Source organism: Listeria sp. ILCC792 (assembly GCF_900186135.1).
GTDB classification, from domain to species: Bacteria; Bacillota; Bacilli; order Lactobacillales; family Listeriaceae; genus Listeria; species Listeria goaensis.
This window is the reverse complement of the sequence record NZ_FYBO01000001.1, coordinates 254899-274498: the sequence shown is the minus strand read 5'-3', so window position 1 is coordinate 274498 and position 19600 is coordinate 254899. Positions and strand designations below refer to the sequence as shown.

Here is a 19600-nt window from a genome sequence, read left to right as displayed (position 1 = left end):
AGCTAGACGCATAGAGCCATCTTTTTGCTCACTACTTCAATTCAGCAATTGTGATGCCATTTCCGCCTTCAGCTGCATCGCCAAAACGAATACTTTTTACCATGCGGTGGTTTTTCAAAAACTCCGTGACGCCCGTTCTAAGCGCGCCAGTTCCTTTTCCGTGAATAATCGCCACACGCGGATAGCCAGCAAGTAGCGCTTCATCAATATATTTATCGACTTCAAAAAGTGCGTCTTCATAACGCATGCCGCGGAGATCAAGTTCTGCGCGCACTGGTTCCGTATTTCGAACATTTGTAATTACGCGTTGTTTTTTCGGCTTTTCAGGCTGAATGTATTCCAAATCAGTTTCTTTTATTTTCATTTTAATAATCCCAATTTGGACGTTCCATTCTTTTTCGCTCACTTTGTCTAAAAGCACGCCTTTTTGACCTAAAGAGAGCACCCGAACGGCGTCACCTTCCTGATATTTATGTGCCACTTTTTTGACAGGATGAACAACATTTTTTTGAATGGTTTTCGGTTTTGCGCCCGCTAGACGCGATTTTGCATCAATCAACTCATGTTCCTTGACGCCTGATGCCCCGCGAAGTTGCAGTTCGCGCAACTCCCGAATGATTGACTCCGCCTCCAATTCCGCCGCTTCCACAACTTCACTTGCCTTTTCATTCGCGCGTTCGAGTAACTTCTCTTTTTGCGCATAATACGTTTGAATTTCCTTTTGTAAATCCTTTAAAAGTTTTTCGGCATCCCCTGCAAGTTCCGCCGCTTCCTCGTATTCTTTTTCGGCCAAATTGCGTTTTTCTTCCAAGCTCGAAATCATCTCGTTTAAATCGGCACTTTCCGTATCAACAAGCGCCCTAGCTCCTTCAATAACAGCATTGTTAAGCCCTAAACGGCGCGAAATTTCAAACGCATTGCTTCGCCCCGGAATACCAATTAGCAATTTATATGTCGGACTTAGCGTTTCCACATTAAATTCAACCGATGCATTTGTCGCAAAAGCACGATTGTACCCGTAGGCTTTTAATTCTGGATAATGCGTTGTCGCCACGACACTCGCCCCGCGTTTCGCGACCTCATCTAAAATAGCAATTGCAAGCGCCGCCCCTTCTTGCGGGTCCGTTCCCGCGCCAAGCTCATCAAAAAGGACGAGCGAACGATGATTCATTTTCTGCAAAATCGAAACAATGTTTGTCATATGCGAAGAAAATGTACTCAAACTTTGCTCTATCGACTGTTCATCACCAATATCTGCAAAAACATCATCATAGATTGCAACAACTGATTCTTCTTGTGCCGGAATTTGCAGCCCCGCTTGCGTCATAATCGTCAAAAGTCCAAGCGTTTTCAGCGTAATCGTCTTCCCACCTGTGTTCGGCCCTGTAATCACAATCGCAGAATACCCATCACCTAGCAGAATATCATTTGAAACCACATGCTCTTGGTCTAAAAGGGGGTGTCTAGCCGCAAACAATTTGGTAATGCCTTCTTCATTCAAATGTGGCGTAACCGCTTTTAGTGACTTCCCAAACCTTGCTTTAGCCAAAATAAAGTCAAAACGTCCTAAAATGTACGAATTATGATGGATTTCTTGAATGAATTCTGCCAATTTCGCGGACATTTCAGCGAGAATGCGCTCCATTTCTTGATTTTCCTTTGCTTGAAGAGCTCGGCGTTCGTTATTTAAATCAACAACGCTTTGCGGCTCAACGAAGAGCGTTTGGCCAGAAGCCGACTGATCGTGAATGACACCGCCGTAATGACTGCGATATTCCTGCTTCACGGGAATAACATAACGATCATTTCGAATCGTAATAATCGCGTCGCTTAACATCGTAGCCGCATTTCGATCGCGCAGTAAGCTTTCCAATTTTTCGCGCACACGACCTTCCGTGCGAGTTAGCGAGGAGCGCACAGAACGGAGCGTTTCGCTCGCCGTGTCCAAAATATATCCGGCCTCATCAACCGTTAAATTAATTTCTTCTTCTACATCACGGAGGACTAAAATCTCTCTAGCCAGCTCAAATAACAGCGGCAGTTCAACGCCAATTTCTTCTAAATCGTCCATGAAGTTTTTCATCAGCCGACTGACACGCAAGTTACTTCCCACTTGGTAGACTTCAAGGCCGTTTAAATCCCCACCAATTTCTAAACGCTTCAGGTGCTGAGCTACATCGCTCAAGCCAGTAATCGGCGCACTTCCCTTCAAACGAATGATTTTGGCGCCTTCCTCTGTTTCGCTTTGCATTTTTTGAACCGTAGCAAGCGAGGTTTCGGGCTCTAAGCTGCGAATGGCCTCCACACCAAGCGTAGAAACGGCGAAGGGTTCCAGTAATTTTTTTATTTTATCAAACTCTAAAACATGCTCGACTTTTTTCTCCATATTTTTTCATTCCTTTATTTCTTCTGCAAAAACTGCTTGAAAGCCTCTTTCGACATCGTGTTGATGATATCCTCTTTTGAAAGCCAGCCTTTTGTAGCCGCACGCACGCCAAGTTCCATAAAATCCAAATGACGCGTATCATGTGCATCTGTATTAATTGCAATTTTTACATGATTTTCTTTCGCAAGCTGTAAATGCTCTGCGTTTAAATCAAGGCGCTCCGGATTCGCATTAAGTTCAAGTGCCGTTTTAGTTCCTTGCGCCATTTTAACCAATTCTTCCATATTGACTAAATACGGATTTCGCCTGCCAATCACACGTCCAGTCGGGTGCGCAATCAAACGAACATACGGGTTTTCTACAGCTACCGAAAGCCGCTGCATGATTTCTTTTTCCGACCCTGAAAATCCCGAATGAATCGATGCAATGACAAAATCGAGCTCGCTCAAAATCTCGTCAGAAAAATCAAGCGTTGCATCCGTTAAAATATCCATTTCTACGCCGTGATAAATGTCAATTTCCGGATATTGCGATGCCGCCTTTTGGATTTCCTCCATCTGCTTTTTGAGCCGCTCTTCGTTTAAGCCATTTGCAACCCGCAAAAATTTACCATGGTCGGTAATCACCATGTATTCATAACCTTTTTGAATACATGCCTGAACCATTTCCGCAATCGAGTATGCCCCGTCTGACCAAGTCGTATGCATATGCAAATCACCACGAATATCCGCTAGCTGGACAAATGAATTTTCCTTTGCAATTCGACTCACTTCCGTGCCATCACGTCTTACTTCTGGTGGAATAAATGGCAAATCAAAATGCTTGAAAAATGCCGTTTCCGATTCAAATACGAGGTTTTCGCCTGAATTATCCTCAACGCCGTATTCACTAATTTTTTCCGAACGCGCCTTCGCAATTTGGCGCATTTTAATATTATGTTCTTTTGAGCCCGTGAAATGGTGCAGTGTCGTTGCGAAAAATTTTGGTTCCACCAAGCGAAAATCAATCGAGATTTTAATTCCCGCATCAAGCTCTGCCGAAACCTTCGTATCCCCCGCGCCAATCACTTCATCAATCAGCTCGAAGGAAAGCAATTTCTCGCGGACTTTTTCGATTTCTGTTGTGGCAATGACAAAATCCAAATCCTTAATGGTTTCCCGTAACCGCCGCAAACTTCCGGCTTCCTGGTACGTTTCAATTTCAGCGATGCCATTTAAAAATTGCGCCACTTGTTTCGCAACAGGCAGCACTTCTTTAATTGGATAACGCTCGGGGCGGTCGCCTAACGCCTTTACACCTTCCACCATTTTATCGACCGATTTTTGCCCAAAACCAGCTAGCGCCGTAATCTTCCCTTCCTCGGCCGCTACTAAAAGCGATTCTTTATCCGTAATGCCCAGTTCTTGATATAAACGTGCAATCTTTTTACCACCGAGTCCTTGCACATCAAGAAGCGGCACAAGACCAGCTGGCACCTCTTTTTTCAGTGTATCAAGTTCAGGCGATTCCCCGGTCGCTAAAAAATGCGTAATAATACTTCCTGTTGTTTTCCCAATACCAGAAAGCTTCGTAATATCGTCCATTTCGCTTAAACTTCGGTCATCTAATTCAATACTTTGCGCTGCTTTTCGAAACGCTGAAATTTTAAAGGCATTTTCCCCTTTTAACTCCATATATAATGCAATTTCTTCAAGTAAGCGAATAATATCTTTCTTACTTTTCACCATCACCTTCACCTCTTTGTAACTACCTTTTCCTTAAATAAGACCAGCTTTTTAAGCTGGTCTTATTTTACAAACTTTAAACTTAAGTCAAACAAAACGTACCACGCACAATCATACTGATGCTAAATCATGCATTGCCGAGTACCGTACTGGAGCGTATTTGTATACGTGAAGACCGGGACGGAGGCAAGAACTCCGAAGATTGCCATTTATCATCAGTCTGAAACCAGCTTAAAAAGCTGGTATTGAGGTTATTCAGGTAAAACGCCAGTCATCCAGTCGTAAAAGCGTTCGGAAAGAATAGGTGTGTTTTCGAGTATCCATTCCGAAATACTTGAGCCTTGAATCAGATTCTCTGCCCATTCAGCTGGGAAAATCGCTGTTAAGTATAGGACTACAAAGATAAATAAATAAATCGCAATGACGCCTAAAATACCACCAATCAAGCCATTGACTTGGCTAATAACAGGAATTTTTGTACGATTTCCAATTAGTGAGCTTATCATATGAACGATGATAATTGCTGCTAAAAAGATAAGAATAAATGCAATGGCATTATAGTAAGCTTCCTCTGTATGCAACACTTCAAGCAGTTTGTAGACTGAATCTGTTGCATCAGCACCCGGATACGGGATAAAGCTTAAGTGCGGTGCTAAATCTGAAAAATAATGATAAGCCACGAAGAAAGATAAAAAATAACCTAATGTCACGACAAGCTGTCTAATAAAGCCATTTCGGTAGCCGGTAAAAAAACCGCCTATAAGTAAAATAATAATGATAATATCTACAATCATACGTCTCTTCCTTTATATCTCGCTAATTCATTTTTTAGCGCATTATATTTTTCTTCTAACAACACATAATCGTGTGTTGCATTAACTGCTGTCAAGACAGCAAGACGTCCACTGTCTAATGCACGATTTTGAGCACTAATTTCATGCATTTTAGTGTCTACTAAATGCGCAACATGCTGTAAATGCTCGGTCGGTTCAGAGCCTACAATCGTATAATCACGCCCATAAATGGATGTTGTAATTCTATTTCTTTCATTTTCTGCCACTCTGTTCCCCTCCTTACCTCGCATTTTTGAATCGCTCTCGTAAATTCATATTATCACGAAAAGCTTTTTATGAAAAGATATAGCATTTAATTTCTAAATAATCAGCCTCTGGACTTAAAACTGTTTTGGCGTCCTTAAAATTGTGATACAATACGATTGACCAATCGTGAGAGGAAGAGGACTTATCGCAAATACCGTAATACAAGTAGCAACCAATCAATTGGGGGAGATGAAGCAGGCATATGCGAATTTTCTGAACCCGAAGCTCCCACCAGGCGCTATTTTTTCTGCCAAAAAAGGTAGTGTTTCGATAACGGCCTATAAATCTGGGAAAGTGATGTTTCAAGGGAACGGCGGTGAAGTCGAAGCAGCCAAATGGGGGCAAATGCTTCCGAAGCAAGCGCCTAAAGTAGCAACAAATAGCTTGCCAGAAGGCCTTGCCAGAAAAGATGTTTTAGGTTCTGATGAAGTTGGCACGGGTGACTTTTTCGGTCCGATTACCGTTTGTGCCGCTTATGTCGCGAAAGAACAAATGCCGCTACTCACTTCGCTTGGCGTCAAAGATTCCAAAGCGATGAAAGATCCTGAAATTTGCCGCATTGCTGAAAAAATTATGCCGATTATTCCGCACAGCGTTTTGCTTTGTCCAAATCCCAAATACAATGAACTTGTCGATGAGGGAATGAATCAAGGACAAATGAAAGCAATGCTCCATAACCGCGCACTCGGCAATGTTTTACGACGTATGTGGCCTGCCCAACCAGAAGCGATTTTAATCGATCAATTCGCGGAAAAGAACACCTATTATCGCTATTTAGCTAAAGAAAGTGATGTTGTTCGCGAACATGTTTATTTTGCCACCAAGGCAGAAGGACTTCATTTATCGGTTGCGGCCGCTTCCATCATTGCGCGCTATAAGTTTGTTGAAGCCTTTTCAGAAATGGAGCAAGAACTTCACATGCCGCTCACAAAAGGCGCTGGCGCAAAAGTCGACCAAGTTGCCGCTCAAATTATCAAAACCTACGGAGAAGCTACTTTGGAAAAATATACGAAAAAACATTTTGCCAACACGGAAAAAGCAAAGCGTTTGGCACGATTATAAGCGAATCCCCGAACAGTTTTTTGTTCGGGGATTTTTTATAAGTTCGGAATTTGCCAGTTTATTGGCGTTACACCATTTTGGGTGAGGTACATGTTCGTCTTGGAAAACGGTTTAGACCCAAAGAATCCGTAGTTTGCGGAATACGGGCTTGGGTGGGAACTGGTTAACGTGAGGTGATTGGGATTCGTGAGCACGGCTTGTTTTTGTTTGGCATTTTTGCCCCACAACATAAACACGACGGGCTCTTCTTTTTCGTTTAAAAGCGCAATGATTTTATCCGTCAGCCCTTCCCAACCACGATTATGATGCGAATTCGCGCGCCCTGCCTGAACAGTTAACACGGTATTTAGTAGTAATACGCCTTGGTCTGTCCACGGTTTTAAATAGCCATTATTCGGAAGCGCGCAACCTAAATCCTGTTGCAACTCTAAATAAATATTTTGCAAAGACGGCGGAGCCGGAATTCCTTTTTGCACGGAAAACGAAAGTCCATGCGCTTGATTTGCTCCGTGATACGGGTCTTGTCCTAAAATAACGACTTTGGTATCAGCATACGATGTATATTTCAGCGCATTAAAAATCGAATACATATCCGGATAGATTTGCCGCGAACCATACTCATATTTTAAAAATTCACGAAGTTTCAAGTAATAGTCTTTTTCAAATTCTGCTGCTAAAAGTTCGTCCCAATCATTTCCAAGTTGAATCATATTTTGTGCCTCCATCTGTCTGTTTCATAATTTTATTATAGCGAAAATATGGAACTGATGCCAAATTAAAAAGCAAAAATCAAGCGAAAATGCCATTTTAACACGGCTTCGCTTGATTTTTGCTGTTGCTTAACGTTCTTCGTGTCGTTCACCTTTTGTTGGAACGAACGGCCACCAATTGCTTCTGCCAAATAGTTTGACCATGACTGGAACAAATAGTGGTAAGACGACAAAGGCGTATAGGATAAGGCCGATTAAGACGACTGTCGCAATTTCAAGAAGCGAAAGCACGCCAGCTGGCATCATCGCCGCAAAAGTTCCGCCTAGAATGAGAACCGCAGAGAAAATAACGCCGCCCATATTTTTCATCGTCAAAATCATTCGATCCTTAATTGCCATGCCTGTATATTCGTTAAAACGGCTCATGAGGAAGATGGAATAATCGATTCCGAGTGCAACGAGTACAACAAACCCGAAGAACGGCGTCGCCCACGTTAGCCCGCTGTAATCCAAAATCCTTGTGAAAATAATTTCCGCAAAGCCAAGCGCCGCATAATATGTTAGCACAATAGAGCCAACAAGGTAGAGTGGCATCACAAGCGAACGAAGTAAGATGACTAATGTCACAAAGACACTGACGAGAACTAAGATGACGACTAAGTGATAATCCGATGTGGACATATCACGCGTATCGTAGTTTGTACTTGTCATACCACCGATACCAACATTCGCGTTTTCCAGTTTTGTGCCTTTTAAGCTTGCATCTAATTGCGCGTTAATGTCATCGATGGAATTCATCGCCGCATTGGAATACGGGTTTTTCGTTAACACGACATTAATCGTCGCAAGCTTCCCGTCGCTTGAAATATATTGGCTGAGCGCCTTATTATACGTTTCATCCTGAAGAAGCGCATCTGGCACAAACACACCAGACTCGGAGTACGGCGCCTTCGCCCACTCTCCGACTAAACCGCTCGCACTCGTGAGCCCGTCTTGAACTTGTCCCAGCCCGTCAACGCTTGCTTGTAGTCCTGTCGAAAGTTGACCAATTTGGCCACTCATTTGGGAAAAACCGTCTTTCAAGCTTCCTTGGCCCTGTTCAATTTGGGTGAGCGCTGATTCGATTTGCGGCATCTGACTCACAACTTGTTTTTGCCCTGCTGCCGCTTGATTCAAACCAGATTCGAGGCTGGACAAGCCCGTTTCAATCGCCGCTAAACCAGTATTAAACTGGCTAAGCCCGCTTGAAATTTGCTCCGACTGCGCATTCAGTTGCTGCATCGCATCTGATAGTGCAGCAATACCCGCATTCAATTGTTCCATTTGCGTTTTAATTTGCGCCATCTGCTTGCCAATTTCCGATTTAAACTGTGTTCCAGCCGTTTCTAGTCCCTTTACATCTTGAACTAGTTGATTAAACTCCGGATTTTGAGCCGCCTGCGGATGCGCCGCTGCAAACGTTTGAAGTGAAGCCCCTACTTTTTTAATTTGATTGGTAAGCGCAGAAGTATCAATCGCAGATCCGTCCGCATTTTGCATGCTAGAAAGCTGATTGGAGATTTTCTGCAAATTCGCCTGAACTTCCTTGTAGCCGTCTAAAAGCTGCGTTTGCCCATTTTGCAGTTTGGTGAGCTCTGCACGAGCCGTTTTAACGCCCTCTTCTAGTTCACCAGCTCCACTTGCGCCGCTTTCAATCCCTGTTTGAATTTGTTTTAGAGCCGCTTCAAGCTGTGAAACGCCCGACTTTGTTTCGCTTGTCCCCGACTGAAGCGCATCAACGCCTGAAATGGCTGAATTTAATGCCGGCCCCGATTTACTTATTTCGGAGTTCGCCTCATCAAGTCCGTTTTTAATTTCACCAACGCCACTGTTCGCTTTACCGACACCTTGATTTAGTGCGTCAGCCTGATTTTTTACATATAAATCATCAAGCCGTTTTCCAGCTGGCCGTGAGGCGCTCATCACCATGTCGACTCCTTTTAAATTTGCAAGGTCTGCCGAGATGTTTTCAATCAGTGCGATATATTCGCTCGTTTTCATGTTGTCGTCATTTTCAAGATAAACTTGTGTTGGCGCTACTTGACCTGCCCCGAAGCTATCTGATACGATTTCAAAACCTTTTTTCGATGGATATTTATCACTAATTTCATCGAGTGAGTTAAAGCTTTCTTCACCAGTATGCAAAATAATTGGCGGTATCGTAATGAGCCCAACGATGAGGAGCGCAACAAACGGACGTAGGAAAGCGAGTGTTCCAGCAGCGCCCCACAATTTATTTTCTTTATGCGCAATATTTTTACTGAGCGGCCAGAAAAGATGCCGACCGAGTGTTGCCATGAAAAATGGTACGAGCGTGTAAATCGAAAGCATGAGCACCACGATGCCTACACCGACTGCAACTGCCGAGCGGTATAAGTCGAATTGTACAAAATAAAGCGAAAGAAATGCGACAAGGACTGCGATTGCACTATAAATGACTGTTCGCCCAGCTGTACGATAAGTTTCTATCACAGCTTCGCGCACAGAAAGCCCACTGCCAACCTCCTCTTTAAACCGACTCATCAGTAAAATACAATAGTCGGTCCCGATGCCAAACATGATACAAACCATGAAAATTTGTGTGTAGGTGGAAACCGGGAAGTTTAAATATTGCACAAGAAACGCGACAATACTTTGCGCCGCTAAATAACTAATCCCAACCGTGACAAGTGGGATAAACGGTGCGATGACCGAACGGAACACAAGAAATAGCACAACGAGAATGAACGCTACCGTAATACCTTCTGTTTTATGTAAACCGTCCTCTGAGCCTTGCACAACGTCCTCTTGAATGAGCGCGTTACCCGTTAAATACGTGTCAACACCTTGAACATTCATTTTTTTGTCTAAATCAGCACGAATTTCTTTTACCGGTGTGTCGCCTGCGTCAACCGTCAAACTCGCGACAAGCGTCTTGCCATCCTTCGATAAAAACTGATCCTTCAATTCAGGCGTGTCAAAGCTATCGAGTACTTCCGTGACGTGTAGTTGTTCTTTATCCTTTTTAATCGAATCCAGTGATTTTTCAATATTGTCAAAGTCTTTGTTCGTAAGTTTTGTGTCAGACGTATAAACCGCAATGTAAGCTTCACCTTTACTATCTGGATTATGTTTTTTCTGGAGGTCTGTTGCCATAGTTGATGGATAGCCGTCCGGCAACTTTAATTCCCCTTTTTCGCGAACAAGATCAGGCATGCTTGGTGCGACTAACATCAGGACTGCCGCTGCTGCAATCCATGCTACCAAGATTCCCCACCTTAGTTTCATGACCCAATTCATCATACTTTATTTCCTCCTCTTGCGTGCGTCTCCACAACCGAATCCATGACTTTATCATATAAATTCATAAACAAATCCGCATCTTCATCGCCAAGTTGTTGCAACCATTTATGAACAAGATTTTTCATTTCCATTTCGCACAGTTTAAAAATACTATTCCCACTTTCTGAAATATGAAGCATAATTGCACGTCTATCGGTAGGATTTTCAGTACGCACTAGTAAGCCTTTTTCTTCCAAATTGTGAATTTTAGCAGAAATCGCACTTTTGTTTACGTTCAATGAATTCGAGAGCTCTGTTGCACTCATGCTCCCATTTTGCGTTAGCTCGCGTAACAAAAAAAACTGTTCGACCGAAATCTTTTTCTGCTCAAATTGAACATTTTCAATGGCTTGATTCACTTCTTTAAAAGCAAAAATATATGTGCGCATGTAGCTGTTTACAAAACGATTAATTTGCTTTTCATTCATAATGATTCACCCCCTGAACTAAATTTAATATACGCTACTCACTTGAAAAAGTAAAACAAAAAGAATAGCCACGTCTTTTTAGACGTAGCTACTCTTTATTCCACTGATTTCAGCGCTTCAATCATATCAATCCGTTTAAGTTTAACATGCATGACGAGCATCACAATCGTGGAAAAAACAAGGGTCAAGATGGCTGAGTATAAATAGCTTGGCCATCTAATCATTGGACTAAACATCATGTTATCAATTTCCGCCGTTGTAATCACATACTGGTGCAGGAAAAATCCTAACACAAATCCGCCTAAAATTCCCATCATACTTAAAATAATATTCTCACGGTACACGTACAGCGTCACTTCTTTTGGATAGAAGCCTAGCACTTTAATCGTTGATAATTCACGGATTCGTTCGGAAACATTTATATTCGTCAAATTGTAAAGCACAATAAAGGCTAAAATAGCCGCCGAAACAATTAATACAATCATCACGACATTTAAGCTATCCAGTGTATCTGTCAACAGCGAACTAATCGTGTTTGAATAGGTGACTTGAAGAGCAGCCCCGTCATCAATGAGTTTTTCTGCAAAACGATTCTCGGTTTTTTGTGAGGTATCTTTGAGATTTAGTAAATCAGTGTTATATTTTGGTGCCTCATGAAAGATTTTCGTGTAGTAGGATTTCGTCATATAAGCGTAGTGCCCGGCGTAGTTTTCGGCAATTCCCGTCACTTTTAGCTGGTGCTCTTCGTTATTCGCATCCCGCACGGTTAGCGCATCACCTGCTTGTAAATCAAATAAATCGGCGAGTTTCTCGGTGATGACGACGCCATTATTTGAAAGTGGCACAGCGGCGTGAGTTTTCCGGTCACGTAATACAATAAAGTCGTTTAAGTCAGCTGTCGACTCAAATGCGGTCACGTTAACGCTTTGATTTTTCCCTGTTTGAATCGCGTCCATTGCATTTAGCGAAGCCGATTTGCGTGCGGTAATATTAATATCTTGCATTAATTTCTCATATTCTGTATTTTGCGTTTTCGTTGCAGTAGTATCGCGCGAAACAAGTGCATCATATTTCATAATATTACCATATTGGAGCGTTGCAATATCGCTAATCGAATCGCGCAAACCAAAACCAGTTAGAATCAGCGCTGTACACCCCGCAACCCCAATAACCGTCATTAGCATACGCTGTTTATAGCGGAAAATATTGCGTGCGGTTACTTTGTCAGAAAAACGCATTCGCTTCCATATCGGTGTGACTCGCTCAAGTAAAATGCGCTTCCCTTTTTTAGGTGCTTTCGGTCGCATTAGTGTTGCCGCACTTGCTTTTAGTTCTGCGTAGCAAGCGACAAACGCCGTTACAGTCGTACAGACGAGCGCCACAATAAGCCCAATAATGCTGTAGCTTGGATAAAAGGCGATTTCAATTGGTGGCATTTTATACATCGTCCCGTATGCATTGAAAATGACATTTGGGAACAGTTGAAAACCAACGAGGAGCCCAAGAACAGTTCCCACCAAACTAGCAAGCGATCCGTAAACTAAAAACTTCTTCATAATATCCGTGTTGTTGTAGCCGAGCGCTTTGTAAGTACCGATAAACGTTCGCTGTTCTTCCACCATGCGCGTCATGGTCGTCAAACAAACAAGTGCTGCAATTAAGAAGAAGAAAGCTGGAAAGGCCGTCGAAAGTGACGTGAGGCGCTCCGTATTTTCGTTATACTCATTGTATCCCGGGTAACTCGAACGGTCTAGCACGTAATATTTCGGTTTTTCCATATCCGCCAATTTTTCCTTCGCAATTTGCAAGTCTTGTTCCGCATCAGCCAGTTCAGCTTCCGCTTTTTTCTTTTCCGTATTAAACGTCGCCAAGTTTGCCTCATATTCAGCTTGACCAGCATTCAATTTGGCAAGCGCCGCATTTAGTTCACGTTCACCCTTTGAACGGCCAGAACGAAGTTTTTCCTCGCCCGCGTTTAATTCAGCGACACCTGCTGCATATTCCTTTTCACCAGCCACCAGTTTTGCTTTCGCCGCATCTAGTTCAGCCTGCTTCGTCGCAAGCGTTTTTTCTGCCGCATCTAATTTTGCACGCTCCGCCGCCAGTTTTTGATTTGCCGCTTCAAGCTGTGCCTTCGCCGCTTCATTTGCCGCCCCTTCCATTTGAACAAGCGCCGCACGTTTCGCATCAAGTTCGGCTTGTGCCGCGTCTAAATCGGCTCTTCCGGCTGCCAATTGCTCTTTCGCCTGTTTGATTTCCTGATCACCCGTTGCAATTTTCGCCTTCGCGTCCGTCATGTTTTGCAGTGCGACACGCAATTTTTCGCGCCCTTTCGCGAGTTCGGCCTCGCTCGTTTGCATCTGCGCATCAAATTCTGCCTTCGAAGTCTTATATTTCGCAAAGCCACTATCCAGTTCCTGCTTCGCCGCATCTAATTTGGCTTGGTTTTCCGCCAGTTCAGCACGGCCATCTTGCCATTTCTGTTCGCCGTCAGCAATTTTAGCTTTTGCGTCATTTTGGATTTTGGTGAACCGTTTATCCGCTTGCGTGTCGAGGACTTTTTCAATTTGCTTTTCATTTGCGTCCGCCGCCTCATTGTAAGCATCTGAAAAAGCCGCTTCGCCTGCCGTATTCGTAAATGTCAAATTGGCTTGCGTATAGACCGACATATCGAAATCTTGCTTTGGCACAACAACAATCGCATCTGTTTTTCCTTTTCCAATGGAACTCGTCCCGCGACCGCTCGTTTCAATGAACATCGGACTGTTCACAAAACCGACCACAGTGTATGTATCACGCTTCAGCGTATCGCTCGGCTTGGCGCCATTATTTTTAACAAAAGTGACCTTGTCTCCGATTTTAAAGTCTTTTTTCATCGCCTCCGTGGCGTCAAGTGCGACTTCTCCTGACTTTTCGGGGAGGCGACCAGATTCAACTTGATATTGGTTTACTTTTTGCGTTTCCGTGTAAGAATATAAGCGCATGACCGCTTTATTTTGCTTTAAGAGCAAGTCAGCCGTATATTGCATTTCAACGCGTTTCACACCCGGCGTTTTTTTTAGTGCCGCTTCGTCCGTTTCGTCTAATCCATAAGTCGATTGCACGACGTTATCAGTCAAACCGTAATCCGTATAATATTGATTCGCCGTTAATAACATATTGGGACCCGTCGCTTTTAAACCTGCGAAAAAAGCAACGCCGAGCATAATTAAAGCTAAAATCGAGAAGAAGCGACTTTTCGTCTGCCAAACTTCGCGCCAAATATCTTTCCATAAAGCTTTTTTATTCACAAAAATCCTCCTCTACCACTCTATGCTGTCAATCGATACTGGATTTTTGTTTTCTCGAATATCCCGCACCTTCGCATTATTAATTTCAATAACGCGGTCAGCAATTGGCGTTATCGCAGAGTTATGCGTAATGACAATGACCGTCGTTTTCGTTTCACGACATGTATCTTGTAAAAGTTTTAACACCGATTTTCCTGTTTCATAATCGAGTGCCCCCGTCGGCTCATCGCATAAAAGTAGTTTTGGCGCCTTCGCAAGCGCACGCGCAATCGCCACACGCTGCTGCTCACCACCAGAAAGCTGTGCTGGAAAATTGTCCAAACGATGCGCCAAGCCAACATCATTTAAAACCTTTTCTGCGTCTAAAGCATCGGGTACAATTTGCGCCGCAAGCTCCACATTTTCCTTTGCCGTTAAGTTTGGCACCAAATTGTAAAACTGGAAAACAAAACCGACGTCCGTTCTTCGGTAACCCGTCAATTTCTTCGCCGAGTATGCGCCAATGTCCGTCCCGTCCACAATGATGGCCCCCTCGTCTGCCGAATCCATACCGCCTAGTATATTTAAAACCGTCGATTTCCCCGCGCCTGATGGTCCAACAATAATGACAAATTCACCTTTTTGAATTTGAAAATTAATGCCATCGTTCGCGACAACCGTCGTTTCCCCCATTTCATAACGCTTATACACATCTTTTAGCTCCACAAATGCCATATTCTATCCTCATTTCTTTTGAAGTTCCTTGTTCTATTATAGCCGAACAATGTGAAATTTCATACAAAAAAGTTGCAGGAAAACTTCCTGCAACTTTTCATGTTTAACGAATAACCGCGCCTAGTTTTTCTGTCAGAGCCGCCATCACTTTTTGATTGACTGCCGTAACTTCCTCCTCGACAAGTGTTCGTTCTGGATCCAAATAAGTTAGCGTATACGCCATTGATTTTTTGCCTTCGCCAATACTTTCGCCTTCGAAAATATCGAATAATTGCACGGCGTGAAGCAATTTACCACCATTTTCCTGAATCACATCTAAAATGGCACTTTGTGTCGTGTCTTTTGAAACAAGTAGCGCCACATCGCGCGTCATTTCAGGGTAGCGCGGAATCGTTTGGTAAACAACCGTCTTCTTCTCCGCGGCAACAATTGCTTGTAGGTTTAACTCAAATACGTATGTTTCTTTTAGATCATATTCTTTTTGAAGCGCCGGATGAACTTGGCCGATAAAGCCGATGGACGCATCGCCTAAAAATACTTGCGCTGTGCGCCCTGGGTGCATATCTTCTTTGACCAACTTCTCAAAACGAAATGGCGCTTGTAGACCTAAACGCTCGTGCAACATTTCCAGTATGCCTTTTAGCACAAAGAAATCGACTGTTTTTGTTTCTTTTTGCCAGTCAGGAAGCACACGGTTCCCCGTCATAAGGCCAGCGAGGTGCTCTTCCTCGACCGGTAGCGCGTCGCCTTCCGTGCCATAAAACACACTTCCCACTTCATAAAATGCCACATCTGTATTTTTGCGGGCTACATTATAGCTAGCCGCGTGCAGAAGCCCTGGAATAATGCTCGTTCTAAGCTTACTCCGCTCCTCACTCATCGGCATCGCAAGACTCACAACCCTTTCTTTAGATAAAGCGAGCCTTGTAGCCTCTTTCTCTGAAGTTAAAGAATAGGTGAGCGCTTGATTTAAGCCGGCCCCCTGGAGTGCGTCATGCAGTTCGCGCTTCAGCGTTTGAGCTGGCGTTAAGCCACCTGCCGTCGCCGTTTCTGGTAGCGTCACAGGAATTTTATCATAGCCGTAAATTCGTGCGATTTCTTCCAAAATATCCGCCTCAATGGTAATATCCCAGCGGCGTGACGGCACGCGCACTTCAATTTGATCAGCTAAAATCGTCGCTTCAAATCCTAGACGATCAAAAATAACTTCGACTTCCTCGCTTGAAATGGCCGTACCTAGCAAGCGATTCACACGTGTCAGTGTGGTTGTCACAACATTTTTGTACGCATCCCGGTTGTCTTCCTCGACAGAACCAGCAAGCATCTTCCCACCGCTAAGAAGCGCAATTAATGCGGCGCCATGCGCAAGAGCCTGTTCCACCTTGAACGCGTCGCTCCCCTTGTCGTAACGAATACTCGCTTCCGTACGAATGCCTAGTTCGCGTGACGCTTGACCAATATACTCACTTGCAAAAATCGCACCTTCTAGTAAAACGGTCTTTGTCACACTGGACACTTCTGAACTCTCACCGCCCATAATGCCGGCAATTGCAATTGGCTCTTTTCCATTCGTAATGACCGTATGCCCATCATTTAGAGTTCTTTTTTGCCCATCAAGCGTCGTGATTTCCTCGCCCGGAGTCGCTAGACGCACGACAATTTCACTACTCCCGATTTTCTCATAATCAAAAGCATGTAACGGTTGCCCGTAAAGCAAATTAATATAGTTTGTAACATCGACAACGTTGCTATGTGGGCGAATCCCGGCTTTCATAAGCATTACTTGAAGCCAAAGTGGCGAATCTTTAATTTCGATATCTTCCACCATTCGCACTGCATAATAAGGCGTCGTTTGCGCATCTTGAATCGCAACTGAAATGCGTCCTTCAATCGAACCCGTTTCAGACACATCAGGTTGTTCCGGAAGCGCCGGTTTCTCGTGCACAATCGCACCGATTTCATGCGCTACCCCTGTCATGCTTAAAGCGTCGGCCCGATTTGGCGTAATCGCCATATCAAGAATCGCGTCATTTAGGCCGAGAAGTTCCACCGCGTTAGCCCCAACAACCACATCATCAGGCAAAACAAAAATGCCGTCTTGATAAGCTTTAGGGACAACACTATTCTCAAAGCCCAATTCTTGCAGCGAACAAATCATACCTTCCGAAACTTCACCGCGAAGCTTCGCGCGTTTAATTTTCAGCCCGCCTGGTAAGCGCGCCCCAACACGTGCCACAACAACTTTCTGACCAGCTGCCACATTCGGCGCCCCGCAAATGATTTGCACCGTTTCGCCGCCGTCCACTAAAACAGTCGTTTTATTTAGCTTATCCGCACTCGGATGCTTCTCACACGTTTTAACTTCCCCAACAACAATATTTTTTAGATCCGCATCTAAATAGTCAACGCCTTCAATTTCAATGCCGGTACGTGTAATCGCCTCCGCCAAATCAGCCGCATTTAAAGTTAAATTCGGGAAAAATTCCTTCACCCAATTATAAGAAACTAGCATTTTTATTCCCCCATTTCCTTCGCAACAAATTGATTCGTAAACCGTAAATCGTTCGTATAAAGATGGCGAATATCGTCCACCGCGTATTTCAACATCGCCACACGTTCAGGACCAAGCCCAAATGCAAAACCGCTGTAGCGTGTCGAATCAATGCCAGACATTTCCAAGACGCGCGGGTGTACCATACCAGCGCCTAAAATTTCAATCCAACCCGTGCCCTTACAAACACGACAACCCTCACCACCGCACGCAAAACAGGAAATATCCATCTCAACAGACGGTTCTGTGAACGGGAAGAAGCTTGGGCGCAAACGAATTTCGCGTTCCTCACCAAACATTCGTTTAGCCAAAATCGTCAGCGTTCCTTTTAAGTCCGCAAACGTAATTTTTTCCCCTACAACAAGCCCTTCGATTTGAGTAAACTGGTGCGAATGCGTGGCGTCGTCGTTATCGCGACGGTAAACTTTTCCTGGGCAAATAATTTTGATGGGCCCATTTTTAAAATCATGTTTTTCCATCGTCCGCGCTTGAACGGGCGACGTTTGTGTCCGCAAAAGCGTATTCTCCGTAATGTAAAAACTATCTTGCATATCACGCGCCGGGTGCCCTTTCGGAAGATTCAGCGCTTCGAAATTGTAATAATCGAGTTCAACTTCTGGCCCTTCGGCAATTTTATAGCCCATGCCAATAAACATATCTTCCAGCTCGCGAATGACTTGCGAAAGCAAATGCGTTTTGCCAAGCGACACTTTTGTACCTGGAAGCGTCACATCAATCGTTTCATTTTCAAGTTGCACAGCTTGCGCCGCCTCTTCTAGAAGTGTTTGTTTCACTTGAATTTTCTCGCTAATTGCTGTGCGCACTTCATTGGCTTTCGCCCCAACAAGCGGGCGCTCTTCATTTGACAGCTTTCCCATTTGTTTCATGATTTCAGTCATCGGTCCTTTTTTACCGAGATATTTGACGCGCAGCTCATTTAATTCTTTCAAATCAGCCGCCGCACCTACAGCCAAAACGGCTTCTTTTTCCAAAGCTTGCAGTTGTTCCAGCATTTAAAAACACTCCTTTTCGTTTTTAGACAAAAATAAAAAACCTCTATCCACAAAGGGACGAGATTTTGCTCGCGGTACCACCCTAATAGAAATGCCAAAACATTTCCACCTTCATTTGAATAACGGCTTAAACACCGATCTGCCTTTCAAATTTAATCCCGGCAGCGACTCGTGGAGCTGAAATTTTCACTATGCTTACATGCGAAATGGCTTTCAGTCTTTGACCATTTCTCCCTGTCCAGTAAAACAAAGCTACTTGTCTCCGTCATTGTCTTTGTCTTATTTAATTACTTTCTATTATAGAGGGAACTTAGCATGAATTCAAGTATATTTTATAAGCCACTTATCAAGTAGCGGCAAAAGGACTGGCGCAAGAACCGCGTAAAACGCCGCATTCCCAAGCGCATGAAGGAAATCAAACGACAAGCCCGCAACATAATAAACGAGAAAATAATGAAAACCATAAAGCGGTGCAATGAATAACGCCTGAATAAAACCGTACAAAAAACCTGTAAACGAAGCGTATAAAATCATCAACCAAAACGGCATTTTGTCAAACCGCGGACGAATAACAAAAGCCGTCAAAGCCGCGATGCAAAGATAACCAGCAATTTGCCCAATCGTCCATATGCCCATACCTAAAATCAAGTTAGAGCTAAGCATAACAAGCGTCGCAAAAATCGCACCGTAGCGAAAGCCAGTTAAAAGCGTCACCAAAATGACAAGCGTCGTCACCGGTTGAACATTAGGAATAAAAGCAAATAAAAGCCGCCCCGAAACCGTAAGCGCCACTAAAATCGCCATTAGCGTAATCACTTTAACATTTGTAAGCCGCAATTTCTCAAACTCATTATTTAGCTTCATGCAAATCAAAACTCACTTCGTCACCATTTTTAAGTTTCAGTTCCTTGGCACCTTTAGCCGCCATCTCCCCGTTCACCTCGTACATCCAGTAAAGCCCTTTCGACTCGTCCTGTGAAATGCCCTCGATACTCGTAATAAAACCATCTGTATCTTTTAGTTTAAAGTTCTTGTTCATAGCCTCATACACGGTACTGCCAGATGCCACCTTCACCTTTTTTGCGCCCACTTCGCCCTGTCCATTATTTCGAGTCACATGTAGCGAAACCGAAATTGTATCCGCACTTTTCGTTGTTGTTTCGCCGTCCGAACAGGCGACGAGTATCAGAACAAAAATTGCCGACAACGCAATGAAAATCCCTCTTCTCATTTTCTTTCTCCTTTTTTAACCAAAATAAAAG

At 43.8% G+C, this 19600-nt stretch carries 14 protein-coding genes and 1 other annotated feature; of the genes, 1 reads left to right on the top strand and 13 read right to left on the bottom strand.

Going from position 1 to position 19600, the window contains the following annotated elements:
* Window positions 1-31: 31 nt before the first annotated feature.
* The 4 genes from CFS60_RS01340 to zapA form a co-directional block, all read right to left on the bottom strand.
* Window positions 32-2386, bottom strand: a complete 2355-nt coding sequence (locus CFS60_RS01340; RefSeq protein WP_088838729.1) for an endonuclease MutS2 — start codon at window positions 2384-2386, stop codon at window positions 32-34.
* A gap of 14 nt (window positions 2387-2400) precedes the next feature.
* Entirely contained in the window at window positions 2401-4113 is a 1713-nt protein-coding gene (polX, locus tag CFS60_RS01335) for a DNA polymerase/3'-5' exonuclease PolX (protein WP_179946592.1), read from the bottom strand.
* 248 nt (window positions 4114-4361) lie between these two features.
* On the bottom strand, window positions 4362-4904 hold the full coding sequence (locus CFS60_RS01330) for a CvpA family protein (protein ID WP_088808797.1): 543 nt from the start codon (window positions 4902-4904) through the stop codon (window positions 4362-4364).
* The gene (gene zapA, locus CFS60_RS01325; RefSeq protein WP_179946365.1) at window positions 4901-5194 is read right to left on the bottom strand and encodes a cell division protein ZapA; all 294 of its coding nucleotides are present in this window, start codon (window positions 5192-5194) and stop codon (window positions 4901-4903) included. The genes CFS60_RS01330 and zapA overlap by 4 nt, the downstream gene beginning before the upstream one ends.
* 160 nt (window positions 5195-5354) lie before the next feature.
* Here zapA and rnhC point away from each other — a divergent pair, with 160 nt between their 5' ends.
* Window positions 5355-6272, top strand: a complete 918-nt coding sequence (rnhC, locus tag CFS60_RS01320; RefSeq protein ID WP_088838791.1) for a ribonuclease HIII — start codon at window positions 5355-5357, stop codon at window positions 6270-6272.
* 35 nt (window positions 6273-6307) lie between these two features.
* On the opposite strand, the gene CFS60_RS01315 is transcribed toward rnhC, so the two are convergent.
* From CFS60_RS01315 to CFS60_RS01275, 9 genes are all read right to left on the bottom strand, one after another.
* The gene (locus CFS60_RS01315) at window positions 6308-6982 is read right to left on the bottom strand and encodes a uracil-DNA glycosylase (protein WP_088838728.1); all 675 of its coding nucleotides are present in this window, start codon (window positions 6980-6982) and stop codon (window positions 6308-6310) included.
* A 129-nt stretch (window positions 6983-7111) separates the two neighbouring features.
* Window positions 7112-10300: an MMPL family transporter gene (locus CFS60_RS01310; protein ID WP_088825319.1), complete on the bottom strand. Its 3189-nt coding sequence runs from the start codon at window positions 10298-10300 to the stop codon at window positions 7112-7114.
* Window positions 10300-10770 (bottom strand): MarR family winged helix-turn-helix transcriptional regulator, encoded by a 471-nt coding sequence (locus tag CFS60_RS01305; RefSeq protein ID WP_088808794.1) that lies wholly within the window; start codon window positions 10768-10770, stop codon window positions 10300-10302. Before CFS60_RS01305 ends, CFS60_RS01310 begins: the two co-directional genes overlap by 1 nt.
* 95 nt (window positions 10771-10865) lie before the next feature.
* The gene (locus tag CFS60_RS01300; RefSeq protein ID WP_088838727.1) at window positions 10866-14060 is read right to left on the bottom strand and encodes an FtsX-like permease family protein; all 3195 of its coding nucleotides are present in this window, start codon (window positions 14058-14060) and stop codon (window positions 10866-10868) included.
* A 12-nt stretch (window positions 14061-14072) separates the two neighbouring features.
* The gene (locus CFS60_RS01295) at window positions 14073-14774 is read right to left on the bottom strand and encodes an ABC transporter ATP-binding protein (protein WP_088808792.1); all 702 of its coding nucleotides are present in this window, start codon (window positions 14772-14774) and stop codon (window positions 14073-14075) included.
* A 103-nt stretch (window positions 14775-14877) separates the two neighbouring features.
* Window positions 14878-17286, bottom strand: a complete 2409-nt coding sequence (gene pheT / locus CFS60_RS01290; protein ID WP_088815201.1) for a phenylalanine--tRNA ligase subunit beta — start codon at window positions 17284-17286, stop codon at window positions 14878-14880.
* Between the two features lie 2 nt (window positions 17287-17288).
* Window positions 17289-18338: a phenylalanine--tRNA ligase subunit alpha gene (pheS, locus tag CFS60_RS01285; RefSeq protein ID WP_088838726.1), complete on the bottom strand. Its 1050-nt coding sequence runs from the start codon at window positions 18336-18338 to the stop codon at window positions 17289-17291.
* A gap of 50 nt (window positions 18339-18388) precedes the next feature.
* Window positions 18389-18616: a binding site (T-box leader), on the bottom strand.
* Window positions 18617-18659: 43 nt separating this feature from the next.
* On the bottom strand, window positions 18660-19202 hold the full coding sequence (locus CFS60_RS01280) for an ECF transporter S component (protein ID WP_088808789.1): 543 nt from the start codon (window positions 19200-19202) through the stop codon (window positions 18660-18662).
* Window positions 19189-19569, bottom strand: a complete 381-nt coding sequence (locus CFS60_RS01275; protein ID WP_088825243.1) for a DUF4430 domain-containing protein — start codon at window positions 19567-19569, stop codon at window positions 19189-19191. The genes CFS60_RS01280 and CFS60_RS01275 overlap by 14 nt, the downstream gene beginning before the upstream one ends.
* Window positions 19570-19600: the final 31 nt, after the last annotated feature.

Bases quoted from the DNA above. Each gene is read 5' to 3' on its own strand.
- CFS60_RS01315 (WP_088838728.1), bottom strand. From the start codon at position 6,982: ATGATTCAACTTGGAAATGATTGGGACGAACTTTTAGCAGCAGAATTT.
- pheS (WP_088838726.1), bottom strand. From the start codon at position 18,338: ATGCTGGAACAACTGCAAGCTTTGGAAAAAGAAGCCGTTTTGGCTGTA.
- CFS60_RS01310 (WP_088825319.1), bottom strand. From the start codon at position 10,300: ATGAATTGGGTCATGAAACTAAGGTGGGGAATCTTGGTAGCATGGATT.
- CFS60_RS01330 (WP_088808797.1), bottom strand. From the start codon at position 4,904: ATGATTGTAGATATTATCATTATTATTTTACTTATAGGCGGTTTTTTT.
- CFS60_RS01280 (WP_088808789.1), bottom strand. From the start codon at position 19,202: ATGAAGCTAAATAATGAGTTTGAGAAATTGCGGCTTACAAATGTTAAA.
- zapA (WP_179946365.1), bottom strand. From the start codon at position 5,194: ATGCGAGGTAAGGAGGGGAACAGAGTGGCAGAAAATGAAAGAAATAGA.
- CFS60_RS01340 (WP_088838729.1), bottom strand. From the start codon at position 2,386: ATGGAGAAAAAAGTCGAGCATGTTTTAGAGTTTGATAAAATAAAAAAA.
- pheT (WP_088815201.1), bottom strand. From the start codon at position 17,286: ATGCTAGTTTCTTATAATTGGGTGAAGGAATTTTTCCCGAATTTAACT.
- CFS60_RS01295 (WP_088808792.1), bottom strand. From the start codon at position 14,774: ATGGCATTTGTGGAGCTAAAAGATGTGTATAAGCGTTATGAAATGGGG.
- polX (WP_179946592.1), bottom strand. From the start codon at position 4,113: ATGGTGAAAAGTAAGAAAGATATTATTCGCTTACTTGAAGAAATTGCA.
- CFS60_RS01275 (WP_088825243.1), bottom strand. From the start codon at position 19,569: ATGAGAAGAGGGATTTTCATTGCGTTGTCGGCAATTTTTGTTCTGATA.
- CFS60_RS01305 (WP_088808794.1), bottom strand. From the start codon at position 10,770: ATGAATGAAAAGCAAATTAATCGTTTTGTAAACAGCTACATGCGCACA.